The sequence below is a fragment of the Enterobacter cloacae complex sp. 2015409 genome, assembly GCF_041365315.1.
Lineage (GTDB): Bacteria > Pseudomonadota > Gammaproteobacteria > Enterobacterales > Enterobacteriaceae > Enterobacter > Enterobacter pseudoroggenkampii.
Map to the genome: position 1 here is coordinate 120,193 of NZ_JBFTVM010000004.1, position 14,277 is coordinate 134,469.

Here is a 14,277-nt window from a genome sequence, read left to right on the forward strand (position 1 = left end):
ACGCTTTCTGTGCTCACCGGGTCACGGACTTACCCGGCGCTTTCTGATGGTGACATTGATTTGGCGGATATAACCGCACAAATAATTCATTTACATTATTTGTCACTATCGTTACTATATCGGCTGTAATTAATGAGGTTATGCCCAAATGGATAGTTCGTTTACGCCCATTGAACAAATGCTTAAATTCCGCGCCAGTCGCCATGAGGACTTCCCGTACCAGGAAATCCTGCTGACTCGCCTGTGCATGCACATGCAGGGTAAGCTACTGGAAAACCGTAATAAAATGCTGAAAGCTCAAGGGATTAACGAGACGTTGTTTATGGCGTTGATTACGCTGGAGTCTCAGGAAAATCACAGCATTCAGCCTTCCGAACTGAGCTGCGCGCTGGGCTCTTCCCGTACCAATGCGACCCGTATTGCCGATGAACTCGAAAAGCGTGGCTGGATTGAGCGCCGTGAAAGCGACAATGATCGCCGCTGCCTGCATCTGCAACTGACCGATAAAGGTCACCAGTTCCTGCGCGAGGTGCTGCCACCTCAGCACAATTGCCTGCACAAACTCTGGTCTGTCCTCAGCACCGCCGAGCGCGACCAGCTTGAGCACATCACTCGCAAGCTGCTCACCCGTCTTGACCAGATGGATGAAGACGGCGCCGTTCTTGAGGCGCTGCGCTAACGCGACGACACGCTCACCATTCCAGATTCATAAGAAAACCGACAGGCCAGCACGTCACACTGCTGGCCTTTCTGACAACAGGTCGGCTCAGCCGATGTGAAAATAAGAAGATCGTGGAGAACTACAATGAGCGCAAATGCGGAGAGCACTACCCCGCAGCAGCCGGGCAACAAGAAAGGCAAACGTAAGAGCGCCCTTCTTCTGTTGACCTTGCTCTTTATCATTATTGCCGTGGCATATGGGATCTATTGGTTTTTAGTACTGCGTCATGCTGAAGAGACTGACGACGCGTACGTGGCAGGGAACCAGGTACAAATTATGGCGCAGGTGTCGGGCAGCGTGACGAAAGTCTGGGCTGACAATACCGACTTTGTGCAAAAAGGCGATGTGTTGGTGACCCTCGATCCAACCGACGCACAGCAGGCGTTTGAAAAAGCACAGACCGCGCTGGCCTCCAGCGTCCGTCAGACCCGCCAGCTGATGATCAACAGCAAACAGCTGCAGGCCAACATCGACGTGCAGAAAACGGCACTGGCGCAGGCGCAGAGCGACCTGAACCGCCGCGTGCCGCTCGGCACGGCTAACCTGATTGGCCGTGAAGAGCTGCAGCACGCCCGCGATGCCGTGGCCAGCGCTCAGGCACAGCTGGATGTGGCCATTCAACAGTACAACGCCAACCAGGCGATGGTGCTGGGCACCAGCCTGGAAAACCAGCCCGCCGTTCAGCAGGCGGCGACTGAAGTGCGCAACGCGTGGCTTGCCCTGCAGCGTACTAAAATCGTCAGCCCGATGACCGGCTATGTCTCCCGTCGTTCCGTCCAGCCAGGGGCCCAGATTAGCCCAACCACGCCGCTGATGGCGGTCGTGCCGGCAGACAATCTGTGGGTAGATGCCAACTTTAAAGAGACGCAGCTTGCCCATATGCGTATCGGCCAGACCGCGACGGTTGTCAGCGACATCTACGGCGATGACGTGAAGTACACCGGGAAAGTGGTTGGTCTGGATATGGGGACCGGCAGCGCCTTCTCCCTGCTGCCTGCGCAAAACGCCACCGGTAACTGGATCAAAGTGGTTCAGCGTCTGCCTGTGCGTATTGAGCTGGATGCCAAACAGCTGGCGGATCACCCGCTGCGTATCGGCCTCTCTACGCTGGTGACGGTCGACACCGCCAACCGCGACGGTCAGATCCTGGCAAGCCAGGTTCGCAGCAGCCCGGCTTATGAAAGTAACGCCCGTGAAATTAGCCTCGATCCGGTCAACAAGCTGATCGATGACATCGTGAAGGCAAACGCCGGTTAATCCGAAGGTGAGCGTTATGCAACAGCAAAAGCCGCAAAAACCGCTGGAAGGGGCGCAGCTGGTCATCATGACCATTGCGCTCTCTCTTGCGACATTCATGCAGGTGCTGGACTCCACCATCGCGAACGTGGCGATCCCGACCATCGCCGGTAACCTTGGCTCGTCGCTGAGCCAGGGGACCTGGGTCATTACCTCGTTTGGGGTGGCAAACGCCATCTCCATTCCGATTACCGGCTGGCTGGCAAAGCGCGTCGGTGAAGTGAAGCTGTTCCTCTGGTCGACGGTATTGTTCGTTCTTGCCTCCTGGGCGTGCGGCATGTCCAGCAGCCTGACGATGCTGATCTTCTTCCGCGTTATTCAGGGGATTGTCGCCGGGCCGTTGATTCCGCTGTCGCAGAGTTTACTGCTGAACAACTACCCGCCCGCCAAACGCTCAATTGCGCTGGCGCTATGGTCAATGACCGTGATTGTCGCCCCGATTTGCGGGCCTATCTTAGGCGGCTATATCAGCGACAACTATCACTGGGGCTGGATCTTCTTCATCAACGTACCGATTGGCGCCATCGTGGTAATGCTGACGCTCCAGACGCTGCGCGGCAGAGAAACCCGGACGGAACAGCGGCGTATCGACGCCATTGGTCTGGCATTGCTGGTTATCGGCATCGGTAGCCTGCAGGTCATGCTCGACCAGGGCAAAGAGCTGGACTGGTTCAACTCCCGGGAGATCATCATCCTGACGATTGTCGCGGTGGTGTCGCTGAGCTTCCTGATTGTCTGGGAGCTGACGGACGATAACCCGATAGTCGACCTGTCGCTGTTTAAGTCGCGAAACTTCACCATAGGCTGTCTGTGTATCAGCCTCGCCTACATGCTCTACTTCGGCGCGATTGTACTGCTGCCGCAGCTGTTGCAGGAGGTATACGGCTACACCGCAACCTGGGCAGGTTTAGCCTCGGCACCGGTTGGATTGATTCCGGTTCTGCTGTCGCCGATTATTGGCCGCTTCGCCCACAAGCTCGACATGCGCAGGCTGGTGACGTTCAGCTTTATCATGTACGCCGTGTGCTTCTACTGGCGCGCGTATACGTTCGAACCGGGAATGGACTTTGGCGCGTCCGCGTGGCCGCAGTTTATTCAGGGCTTTGCCGTGGCGTGTTTCTTTATGCCACTGACCACCATCACGCTTTCCGGTTTACCGCCTGAACGCATGGCGGCGGCATCGAGCCTGTCGAACTTTACGCGAACGCTGGCGGGCTCCATCGGTACGTCGATCACCACCACCCTGTGGACTAACCGTGAATCGATGCACCATGCGCAGCTGACCGAAGCGGTGAACCCGTTCAACCCGAACTCCCGCGAAATGTACAACCAGCTTCAGGGAATGGGTATGACGGAGCAGCAGGCGTCAGGGTGGATTGCCCAGCAGATCACCAACCAGGGGCTGATTATCTCGGCCAACGAGATTTTCTGGATATCGGCGGGGATCTTTATCGTCCTGCTGGGGCTGGTGTGGTTTGCTAAACCACCGTTTGGCGCCGGTAGCGGCGGCGGTGGCGCGCACTAGTTCTGTGACAGTTGCCCGGTGGCGCTGCGCTTACCGGGCCTACGAACGTAGGCCGGATAAGGCGTAGCCGCCATCCGGCAAAAAACCGCACCGTGTCCAGAACGCGACAGCCATTGTCAGTTCCGATAAAGCAGCACGCCTGAAATCGATTCACGATAGTGAAAAGACAACAGGAGCGCATCATGCTGAACACACCCGCCGACAAGTACCAACCCTATCCGACCCTTTCCCTGCCCGACCGCCGCTGGCCGGAGCAACGCATCACCCGCGCGCCGCGCTGGCTCTCAACCGACCTGCGCGACGGCAACCAGGCCCTTGCCGAGCCGATGGACAGCGCGCGCAAGCTGCAGTTCTGGGACCTGCTGCTGGGCTGCGGATTCAAAGAGATCGAGGTCGCTTTTCCTTCCGCCTCGCAGACGGATTTCAACTTTGTTCGCCAGCTGATTGAAGAGAGCCGCATCCCGGATGACGTGACGATTCAGGTGCTCACTCAGGCACGGGAAGATCTCATCCATCGCACTTTTGAATCCCTGCGCGGCGCGAAGCAGGCCACCGTCCATCTCTACAACGCCACAGCCCCGCTGTTCCGCCGCCTGGTGTTCGGCATGGAGAAAGCGCAAGTCGTCGAGCTGGCGACGCGCGCCACGCGGCTTATTCGTCAGCTGTGTGAAGAGAACCCGGACACCCGATGGCAGTATGAATACTCCCCGGAAACCTTCTGCTTTACCGAGCCAGAGTTTGCGCTGGAGATTTGTGAAGCCGTCGCGGAGATCTGGCAGCCGTGCGACGAACGGCCAATGGTGATCAACTTACCCGCCACCGTCGAAGTGAGCACGCCGAACGTCTATGCCGACCAGATCGAGTACTTCTGTCGCCACTTTAGCCGCCGCCGCGATGTCTGCATCAGCGTGCATCCGCATAATGACCGCGGTACCGGCGTCGCCTGCGCGGAGCTGGCCGTAATGGCGGGGGCTGACCGCGTGGAGGGCTGTCTGTTTGGTAACGGGGAACGTACGGGCAACGTCTGCCTGGTGACGCTGGCAATGAACCTCTACAGCCAGGGGGTTAGCCCGAATCTGGACTTTAGCGATATGAACCGGGTGGTGGAAGTGGTGGAAACCTGCAATCAGCTGCCGGTGCATCCGCGCCATCCGTGGGCAGGACGGCTGGCCTATACCGCCTTCTCCGGCTCACACCAGGACGCGATCAAAAAAGGCTTTGATGCCCGCAGGCCTGGCGATCGCTGGGAGATGCCCTACCTGCCTGTCGATCCGCAGGATATTGGCTGCACCTACGAAGCGGTGATCCGCGTGAACAGCCAGTCAGGAAAAAGCGGCAGCGCGTGGCTGATCGAACAGAACCATGGTCTGAAGTTGCCCCGCGCCCTGCAGCAGGATTTTAGCCAGCACGTGCAGCAGGAAACCGATCGCCATGGAAAAGAGATGACGCAGAATGCACTGTGGCAGCTGTTCCGCACCCGCTACGGCCTGGTGGCCACGCCGCACTATGCGCTGCAATCCTACCGCAGCGACAGCCAGCAGGACGGCCAGCTGCGTTTGACGGCAAGCATCGCTACGCAGGGGGGAACGCGTCAGCTGGAAGGTCAGGGTAACGGTCTGCTCTCCGCCGCCGCTCACGGCCTGAGCCGCTGGGTCAACGCCCCGTTCGTGATTAAGGATTATCACGAGCATACGTTAGGCGAGCGCAGCGACAGCCGCTCGGTGGCCTACATCCGCTGCCTGTTCCAGGACGGCAGCAGCCGCTGGGGCGTGGGCATTGACAGCGACGTAGCGCGCGCGTCGCTTCAGGCGCTCTTTAACGCCGTCAGTCGTTCTTAAAGTAATCGCTGGGGGAGACGCCCATCACGCGGCGGAACATCGCCGTAAAGGCGCTGTGGCTGCCGTAGCCCAGATCCAGCGCCACGCGCAATACCGGCTGGCCCTGCGCCAGCCGCACTAAGGCTTCCAGAAGGCGCGCCCTTCTCAGCCACTCTCCATAGCTTAATCCCGTCTGCTGCTGAAAATGGCGGTTCAGGGTGCGCTCGCTCATGTTCATCACGCTCGCAGCCTGCGCGCTGCTCCAGCTTTCACCCGGGCTTTGCCGGATTTGCAGGCACAGGCGACGTAACGCCTCACTTTCCGGCTCCGGCAGGTGAAACGGCAGCACCGGCATAGTGCGGATTTCATCGAGAATGAGCTCATAGACGCGCTCATCCCGGCTTCCGGGTGAGTACGACTCAGGTAAAGCAAGGGAGACGAGGATCAGCTCGCGCAGCAGCGGCGCGATCTGCACGATCTGGCAGGTGGCCGGGAGATCGGCCCGCGCCAGCGGATCGATAAATAGCGTTCGCGCCGCCACGTTGCCGGTAATGCGCAGGGAATGCTGCGTGCCCGCAGGCAGCCAGACGCCGCGACCGGGAGGCACAACCCAACAGCCCGATGCGGTATCCACCCGTACCACGCCGCTCAGGGTGTGCAGCAGCTGTGCGCAGTCGTGCTCATGCCACGGCTCGCTGTCACCATGAGCGTAATCATGGGCGAACGGAACGAGGGGACGGTGGGTAAAGGAGAAGGTTGCGGTTGTGGTCATGGAATTAAACCACCCTCACCCTACCCTCTCCCTGAGGGAGAGGGAAAAGGTGCACTAGATGTGCAGTTCCTGCAGTTTTTCTTTCGGCAGGGCCAGCTCTTCGTTGCTGTTCACGCGAACATCACGCTCGATGATGTGGCGCGCGATCTCCTGCGCTTCTTCCAGAGAGTGCATCTGGTAGGTACCGCACTGGTAAACGTTCAGCTCAGGGATCTGGTTCTGCTCTTTCACCTTCAGCACGTCCTGCATCGCCGCTTTCCAGGCATCCGCGACGCGCTTCTCATCAGGCACGCCAATCAGGCTCATGTAGAAACCGGTACGGCAGCCCATCGGAGAGATATCGATGATCTCAACGCCGTTGCCGTTCAGGTGGTCACGCATGAAGCCGGCGAACAGATGTTCCAGCGTATGAATGCCTTTCTCCGGCATCACTTCTTTGTTTGGCACGCAGAAACGCAGATCGAAGACGGTGATCGTGTCGCCGTGCGGGGTGTGCATGGTCTTCGCCACGCGGACTGCAGGTGCTTCCATACGGGTATGGTCGACAGTAAAGCTATCTAATAACGGCATACGTCACCTCCGATAGTGATTTTTTTTAAAATAAACTGAACTCTTCTACAGAATGCGCGTCTGAGTATATGAAAGACGCGCATTTGTTATCATCATCCCTGAATTCAGAGATGTATATTTTGGCCACAGCGATGTGGCCTTTTTCTTTTCTGCTTAAGCCTGCTTCGCCAGAAACGCCTCAAACGACTCGGTATCCGCCGCTTCAACCTCTTTCTGACGCACAACGGACGCATCGCGTTCCGCTACAAAATCCGCTTCGCTCAGGATTTCTAACGGCTCCTGGATCAGCATCTCACGGTACTCCGCCGACAGTGAACGCCCCGTACCACCAATGCCCTGATCAATCATAGAACGCAGAATGCGCGCTGAGAACGTCAGTTCCGGGTTATCAAAACATTCCACCAGCTGGTCGCAGATCAGTTGATACGCCTCTCCGCCGTCGATGCTGTCCATTGTCCGGGCAACACGCTTCAGGTCACGGAACAGATCTTTGCCGACTGTGGTCAGCGGGAACTGTGCCGTTTCGCAGCCGATACCCAGCGTCAGACCCGGTTTACGCCCTTCCAGAATCACGCGGTTCCAGTTTGTACGGGTGCAGAGCAGTTCGTCTGAACTCATTTCCGGCGCATCCGCCAGCACGCACCAGACCATAAACAGATCCAGGAAGCGAATCTGCTGTTCATCAACGCCAATCGGTGAGAACGGGTTGATATCCAGCGAGCGCACTTCAATGTATTCAATCCCGCCGCGCTGCAGCGCATCCGACGGGGTTTCACCGCTGCGGGTTACGCGCTTAGGACGAATAGGCGCATACAGCTCGTTTTCAATCTGCAGCACATTGCTGTTGATTTGCAGGCGCTTGCCGTCTTTTTCGAGGCCGATTTTCTCGTACTCTTCCGACGGGGTTTTGATCGCCCGCTTCAATCCTGCCACATATTCGTGCAATTCGTTAAACGTAATACCGAGATTGCTTTGCGATTTATTGGTATAACCGAGATCGCTCAGGCGCAGAGAGGTGGCGTACGGGAGATAGTACATTCCGCAGTCGGTCTTCTCGAACGGCAGCGTGGTCGGTTTCCCCTGCAGGAACGAAGAACAGATCGCCGGGGAGGCACCAAACAGATACGGGATCACCCAGCCGAAACGGTAGTAGTTGCGGATCAGGCGGAAGTAGCCTTCAGAGATCGCGTCTTTATCCGTTTCACCACATTTCGCCTGCCAGAAAGCCATCGGCAACGAGAAGTTGTAGTGCACGCCAGAGATGGTCTGCATCAACGCGCCGTAGCGGTTTTTCAGCCCTTCACGGTAGAGCGTTTTCAGCCGACCAATATTTGACGTGCCGTACTGCGCCAGCTCGATCTCCTGCCCCTGCTCGATATAGCACGGCATGCTGAGGGGCCACATACGTTCGTCGCCCATGTTGCGCGCGGTGTAGCGATGGATATCGCGCATGATCGTCAGCATATGATCAATATCACCCTCTACTGGGGTGATGAACTCCAGCAGCGCTTCAGCGAAATCGGTTGTGATCCATTTATGTGTCAGCGCCGAGCCTAACGCCTTCGGGTGACCCGTCGTCGCTAAACTGCCGTCCGCGTTAACGCGCAGCGTTTCACGCTCAAGACCACGCTGAATACCCTTCAATACCTGAGGGTGGTTTTCCAGCCAGGCCAGCGCCTGAGATACGTCCGGGATCAAATTGACCTCCCGCCTGTCAAAGTAATGTTACTCAGCATAATTGTAATGGTTGACGATTGAAGGTCGCGTATTCATTCCACCAATTAGTGCCACCACGTCATACCCTGTAGTGTTGCCCACGCCACGAGAACATAGCGCAACGCCTTGCCAAGGCACAAAAAAAAGAGCACCGGTCCCCAGGAGATGCGCATCCATCCCGCCAGCAGACACAGTAAATCGCCTATTACAGGCATCCAGCTTAATAACAGCGTGGCAGCGCCATAGCGTTTTAGCCAGCCGACTGCCTTTTCCTGCCAGCGCGATTTTTCGCGCAGCGGAAAGAAACGCCCAAGAATAACGTTAGTCAGCCCTCCAAGGCTATTACCCATTGTTGCTATTAATACAAGCAGCCAGGGCTGACTCACGCCGGACAACAGCATCGCCACCAGCACCACTTCCGAATTGCCCGGTAACAGCGTGGCGCTTAAAAAACTGCTGGCGAATAATGAGGCGAGTGACAGTGCGTCACTCACAGTAAGCGCACATCCACCGCATCCATTCCGGCATCACGCGCGGCCTGGATACCAAAATCGGCATCTTCAAACACAACACATTTTGCCGCAGGGACGCCCATTAATTCTGCGCAGAGCAGGAAGGTGTCCGGTGCGGGCTTGTGATGTTTAACATGATCGGCGGCGACCACGGCAGAAAAATAGTGGCGCAGGCCAAGATGGTTGAGTAATGCCTCTGCAATCGCGCTTTCGCTGCCCGTCCCCACCGACATCGGGCGACGCCCGTGCCACTCTTTTACCACATCAATCAGCGGCAAAGGACGTACGGTATCTAAGAGCATGGCTTTTACCGCATCGGTTTTTTCGCGTGCGAGCAGGTGCGGGTCGAGATCGGCCTGATTCAGTTCAATCACGGCCTGTGCAATACGCCAGGTTGGGGAGCCGTTGAGGGCGATCATCGCCTGAAGGTCGAAACGCATACCGTAGCGGCCCAGGACGTCGGTCCAGGCTTGACGATGCGTGGGTTCGGTATCCAGAAGAGTACCATCCATATCGAAGATCAAACCGTCATACTGTGCGTACATCGTGCTCTCACTAACCGATTAACAAAGCATTACTTTATCGTAAATGGTGGTTTTTGTCGCTGACAGAGAGTGTGATTGCTGACGGAACGTCGAAGGAATAAACAAAGAAGGAGAAGATGGTGCATCCGGGAGGATTCGAACCTCCGACCGCTCGGTTCGTAGCCGAGTACTCTATCCAGCTGAGCTACGGATGCATCGGGAAATGCTTTTAGAAACAGTAAATGGTGCATCCGGGAGGATTACTCGGCTGCGCCTCGCCCTTCGGGCCGTTGCTAAAGCAACGTTATCCTCCCTGGTGCTTGCGATTAACCCGCAGACCTTGAAACAACAGCGTGGCTATTATCTCGGAGAATATGGTGCATCCGGGAGGATTCGAACCTCCGACCGCTCGGTTCGTAGCCGAGTACTCTATCCAGCTGAGCTACGGATGCATCAGGGTACTGCTTTCAGAAATAGTAAATGGTGCATCCGGGAGGATTCGAACCTCCGACCGCTCGGTTCGTAGCCGAGTACTCTATCCAGCTGAGCTACGGATGCATCGGGATTTACTACTGTACTGCTCGATATTCATATCACTTCTAAAGCAATATGAAGTAATAGATGGTGCATCCGGGAGGATTCGAACCTCCGACCGCTCGGTTCGTAGCCGAGTACTCTATCCAGCTGAGCTACGGATGCAAAATGGCGGTGAGGCGGGGATTCGAACCCCGGATGCAGCTTTTGACCGCATACTCCCTTAGCAGGGGAGCGCCTTCAGCCTCTCGGCCACCTCACCACACAACGCCTCTTTCGAGTGCTTCGAGGAACTCGTTAAGAGCTTCTCGTCGCTGCGTGGCGCATATATTACTTTCTGGGACTTATAAGTCAAACAATTTTCCAAAAGCTTTTATCGTTTGCACAAATCACACGCAATTCGCATGTAAAAGCCGCAAAGAGGGTGTTTTATAAGCGGATTTTGCAGACATCTTCACAGAAAACTGATGCAGAAAGGACAGTGTTGGGACGAGATAAGGGTAGCGGAGTGGTTAAAAAGAGAGCGTTGAAATTAAACGGTAACGTTGAGCAGGAAAAATAGCGGGAGGGTTGCGTCTCGCCCGACAGCGAGACGCGACAATATCAGTAACTGGACTGCTGGGATTTTTCAGCCTGGATACGCTGGTAGATCTCTTCACGGTGGACAGATACTTCTTTAGGAGCGTTAACACCAATACGTACCTGGTTACCCTTTACCCCTAAAACTGTCACGGTGACCTCATCCCCAATCATGAGGGTCTCACCAACTCGACGAGTCAGAATCAGCATTCTTTGCTCCTTGAAAGATTAAAAGAGTCGGGTCTCTTGTATCCCGGCATTATCCATCATATAACGCCAAAAAGTAAGCGATGACAAACACGTAAAGTGTAAGCAGTCACGGCATCACATTCTGTTAAACGTAAGTTTAGCCGATATACACAAACTCAACCTGACTTTATCGTTATCGATAGCACAGTGAACAAGACGCCATAACGTTACCGCTATGGCGTCTGCTTGTGCTTTGTAGTTATTACAGTTTCGCGCTTACCCAGCTTTCAACGCTGGCTAATGCCGCAGGAAGTGCCGCCGCATCCGTACCACCGGCTTGCGCCATGTCCGGACGACCGCCACCCTTGCCGCCCACCTGCTGAGCGACCATACCAATCAGTTCCCCTGCTTTTACGCGGTCAGTCACATCCTTAGAGACGCCCGCAATCAGAGAAACCTTACCTTCTGCCACTGTCGCCAGCACGATAACGGTCGAACCAAGCTGGTTCTTGAGATCGTCGACCATAGTACGCAGCATCTTAGGCTCAACGCCCGCCAGATCGCTGACCAGCAGTTTGACGCCCTTAATGTCTACAGCCTTGCTGGAGAGGTTTGCACTCTCCTGCACCGCAGCCTGCTCTTTCAGCTGCTGCAGCTCTTTTTCCAGCTGACGCGTGCGATCCAGCGCAACGCGCACTTTCTCGCCCAGGTTCTGGCTATCGCCTTTCAGCAGCTGCGCGATGTCGTGCAGCTGATCGCTCTGCGCATGCAGGCTGGCAATCGCACCTTCACCGGTCACCGCTTCAATACGACGCACACCTGCCGCCGTACCCGACTCGGAAACAATGCGGAACAGGCCGATATCACCGGTGCGCGAGGCGTGCGTACCGCCGCACAGCTCGGTAGAGAAGTCGCCCATGCTCAGCACGCGAACGCGGTCGTCATATTTCTCGCCAAACAGCGCCATCGCACCTTTTTTCTTCGCGTCCTCGAGATCCATGACATGGGTCTCGATTGGCAGGTTGCGACGGATCTGCGCGTTCACCAGATCTTCCACCGCGCGGATTTCAGACGGTTTCATCGCTTCAAAATGCGAGAAGTCGAAACGCAGCACTTTGTCGTTAACCAGAGAACCTTTCTGTGCAACGTGAGTACCGAGTACGTCGCGCAGGGCAGCGTGCATCAGGTGGGTTGCTGAGTGGTTCAGACGAATGCGCGCGCGGCGAGCTTCATCCACGTTAGCCTGGACGCCCTCGCCCACTTTCAGAGAACCGGAAACCAGTTTGCCCTGGTGACCAATCGCCTGACCGTATTTCTGGGTGTCGCTGACGCTGAAGCTGAAACCATTGCCTTTCAGCTCGCCTTTATCGCCAACCTGACCGCCGGATTCCGCATAGAACGGCGTTTTGTCCAGAATGACCACCGCATCCTGACCCGCGCTGATGCTGTCCACAGCTTTACCGTCAACAAACAGGGCGGTCACTTTGCCGGTCAGTTCCAGCGCCTCATAACCTTTGAATTCTGACGCGCTATCAACGCGGATCATCGCGTTGTAGTCTGCACCGAAACCGCTGGACTCGCGCGCGCGACGACGCTGCTCTTCCATCGCGGCTTCGAAGCCCGCTTCGTCAACTTTGATGTTGCGCTCGCGGCAAACGTCCGCCGTCAGGTCAACCGGGAAGCCGTAGGTGTCGTACAGGCGGAAAGCGGTTTCGCCATCCAGCGTGTCGCCCTTAAGTTTCGCCAGCTCTTCGTCCAGCAGCGCCAGACCGCGCTCCAGTGTACGCGCAAACTGCTCTTCTTCGGTTTTCAGAACCTGCTCTACCTGCGCCTGCTGGCGTTTCAGCTCATCACCGGCAGCACCCATCACGCCAATCAGTGGCCCAACGAGTTTATAGAAGAAGGTGTCCTTCGCGCCCAGCATGTTGCCGTGACGGATGGCACGACGAATGATACGACGCAGCACGTAGCCACGGTTTTCATTCGACGGGATAACGCCGTCGGCAATCAGGAACGCGCAGGAACGAATGTGGTCTGCGATAACGCGCAGCGATTTGTTGTTCAGATCGGTCGCACCGGTCACTTCGGCAACGGCTTTGATCAGAGTGCTGAACAGGTCAATCTCATAGTTGGAGTTAACGTGCTGCAGTACCGCGGCAATACGCTCCAGACCCATACCGGTATCAACGGAAGGTTTCGGCAGCGGCTCCATCGTACCGTCGGCCTGACGGTTGAACTGCATGAAGACGATGTTCCAGATCTCAATGTAGCGATCGCCGTCTTCTTCCGGGCTGCCTGGAGGGCCGCCCCAGATGTGGTCGCCGTGATCGTAGAAGATCTCGGTGCACGGGCCGCAAGGACCGGTATCACCCATCTGCCAGAAGTTGTCAGACGCGTATGGCGCGCCTTTGTTATCACCGATGCGAATAATACGCTCGCGCGGGATCCCGACTTCTTTTTCCCAGATTTCGTAGGCTTCGTCATCGGTTTCATAGACGGTAACCCACAGACGCTCTTTCGGCAGGTTGAACCAGTTTTCACCGGTCAGCAGTTCCCACGCATATTGAATGGCATCGTGTTTGAAGTAGTCGCCGAAGCTGAAGTTACCCAGCATTTCGAAGAAGGTGTGGTGACGCGCGGTGTAACCGACGTTTTCCAGGTCGTTGTGTTTACCGCCCGCACGCACGCAACGCTGTGAGGTTGTGGCGCGGGAATAATTACGCTTGTCGAGACCAAGGAACACATCCTTGAACTGGTTCATCCCGGCGTTGGTAAACAGCAGAGTCGGATCGTTGTTCGGTACCAGGGAGCTGCTGGCAACAACCTGGTGTCCCTTACTATGGAAAAAATCGAGAAACGCCTGACGGATCTCAGCGGTGCTCTTGCTCATAATTATCCTGAAATCAAGCTAACGAAATGTCGTAGCCAGCCTGTATCGGTAAACCGTTGGACAGACCAGCTACTGGAAAAAGTGGGAATAAGATAAGTTTTCTTTAGTGGGAAGTAAAATCCCGCATGCGTTCAATCGGCAAAATTACGCCAGATATCCTGAATATCTTCCATCAGAAAGCCGCGGTAGAGCAAAAAGCGCTGGATTTTGACTTTTTCTGAAAATTCACGCGGCAGCGGTTCGCCGTACTTACGAATGGCCTGCTCTTTTGCCAGCTCGCACCAGTCAATGTCGCATTCGCGCATCGCTTTTTCGATGGACTCCCGGGCCACCCCTTTCTGGTTTAGCTCCTGCCGGATGCGCGCGGGCCCGTATCCCTTGCGGCCACGGCTGGCGAGAAACCGCGAGGCAAAACGCTCGTCATCAAGATAGCGATGCTCATAGCACCATGCGATGACGCGGTCATAATCTTCCGCAGTGGCATCAATCTCTTCCGGGCCGTTTTTACTCATCACCGGTGCCGACAGTTTTCGCCGCAGCTCCTGTTCACTGTGGTCACGAACGGCCAGGATGCGCACCGCGCGATCCAGTAGGCGTGCATACGCGGGTCGACGTGTTGTCGGTTCACTCAT

At 56.2% G+C, this 14,277-nt stretch carries 12 protein-coding genes and 5 tRNA genes; 4 read left to right on the forward strand and 13 right to left on the reverse strand.

All coding sequences use genetic code 11. The features are described from left to right. The first annotated feature begins 148 nt into the window (after positions 1-148). The 4 genes from mprA (at position 149) to leuA (ending at position 5,380) form a co-directional block, all read left to right on the forward strand. Entirely contained in the window at positions 149-679 is a 531-nt protein-coding gene (gene mprA, locus ACDO57_RS18500) for a transcriptional repressor MprA (protein WP_023333174.1), read from the forward strand. A 126-nt stretch (positions 680-805) separates the two neighbouring features. After that, positions 806-1,978: a multidrug efflux MFS transporter periplasmic adaptor subunit EmrA gene (gene emrA / locus ACDO57_RS18505; RefSeq protein WP_029742047.1), complete on the forward strand. Its 1,173-nt coding sequence runs from the start codon at positions 806-808 to the stop codon at positions 1,976-1,978. Positions 1,979-1,994: 16 nt separating this feature from the next. Then, positions 1,995-3,542 carry a multidrug efflux MFS transporter permease subunit EmrB gene (gene emrB / locus ACDO57_RS18510; RefSeq protein WP_024907690.1) on the forward strand — a complete coding sequence of 516 codons (1,548 nt, stop codon included), beginning with the start codon at positions 1,995-1,997 and terminating at the stop codon, positions 3,540-3,542. A 182-nt stretch (positions 3,543-3,724) separates the two neighbouring features. Further along, positions 3,725-5,380 carry a 2-isopropylmalate synthase gene (leuA, locus tag ACDO57_RS18515; RefSeq protein WP_061714573.1) on the forward strand — a complete coding sequence of 552 codons (1,656 nt, stop codon included), beginning with the start codon at positions 3,725-3,727 and terminating at the stop codon, positions 5,378-5,380. On the opposite strand, the gene ACDO57_RS18520 is transcribed toward leuA, so the two are convergent. The 13 genes from ACDO57_RS18520 to recX all read right to left on the reverse strand — a co-directional run bounded on the left by ACDO57_RS18520 (position 5,367) and on the right by recX (position 14,277). Continuing rightward, positions 5,367-6,131 (reverse strand): helix-turn-helix domain-containing protein, encoded by a 765-nt coding sequence (locus ACDO57_RS18520; protein WP_061714572.1) that lies wholly within the window; start codon positions 6,129-6,131, stop codon positions 5,367-5,369. The genes leuA and ACDO57_RS18520 overlap by 14 nt on opposite strands. A gap of 54 nt (positions 6,132-6,185) precedes the next feature. Further along, positions 6,186-6,701, reverse strand: coding sequence for an S-ribosylhomocysteine lyase (luxS, locus tag ACDO57_RS18525; protein ID WP_024907693.1), 516 nt, complete (start codon positions 6,699-6,701; stop codon positions 6,186-6,188). Between the two features lie 153 nt (positions 6,702-6,854). After that, positions 6,855-8,399: a glutamate--cysteine ligase gene (gene gshA, locus ACDO57_RS18530; protein ID WP_024907694.1), complete on the reverse strand. Its 1,545-nt coding sequence runs from the start codon at positions 8,397-8,399 to the stop codon at positions 6,855-6,857. Positions 8,400-8,482: 83 nt separating this feature from the next. Beyond that, a complete protein-coding gene (locus ACDO57_RS18535; protein ID WP_008499541.1) occupies positions 8,483-8,911 on the reverse strand; it encodes a YqaA family protein in 429 nt (142 codons plus the stop codon). Then, the gene (yqaB, locus tag ACDO57_RS18540; RefSeq protein ID WP_032648006.1) at positions 8,908-9,474 is read right to left on the reverse strand and encodes a fructose-1-phosphate/6-phosphogluconate phosphatase; all 567 of its coding nucleotides are present in this window, start codon (positions 9,472-9,474) and stop codon (positions 8,908-8,910) included. The genes ACDO57_RS18535 and yqaB overlap by 4 nt, the downstream gene beginning before the upstream one ends. Positions 9,475-9,591: 117 nt before the next feature. Then, a tRNA-Arg gene (locus ACDO57_RS18545) sits at positions 9,592-9,668 on the reverse strand. Between the two features lie 160 nt (positions 9,669-9,828). After that, positions 9,829-9,905, reverse strand: a tRNA-Arg gene (locus ACDO57_RS18550). Between the two features lie 29 nt (positions 9,906-9,934). Continuing rightward, a tRNA-Arg gene (locus tag ACDO57_RS18555) sits at positions 9,935-10,011 on the reverse strand. A gap of 64 nt (positions 10,012-10,075) precedes the next feature. Further along, positions 10,076-10,152 (reverse strand) — tRNA-Arg (locus ACDO57_RS18560). Between the two features lie 4 nt (positions 10,153-10,156). Further along, positions 10,157-10,249, reverse strand: a tRNA-Ser gene (locus ACDO57_RS18565). Positions 10,250-10,590: 341 nt separating this feature from the next. Continuing rightward, complete coding sequence (gene csrA, locus ACDO57_RS18570) at positions 10,591-10,776, reverse strand: carbon storage regulator CsrA (protein WP_000906486.1); 186 nt, start codon at positions 10,774-10,776, stop codon at positions 10,591-10,593. Positions 10,777-11,017: 241 nt separating this feature from the next. After that, positions 11,018-13,645: an alanine--tRNA ligase gene (alaS, locus tag ACDO57_RS18575; protein WP_370884406.1), complete on the reverse strand. Its 2,628-nt coding sequence runs from the start codon at positions 13,643-13,645 to the stop codon at positions 11,018-11,020. Positions 13,646-13,776: 131 nt separating this feature from the next. Further along, on the reverse strand, positions 13,777-14,277 hold the full coding sequence (recX, locus tag ACDO57_RS18580; protein ID WP_032640869.1) for a recombination regulator RecX: 501 nt from the start codon (positions 14,275-14,277) through the stop codon (positions 13,777-13,779).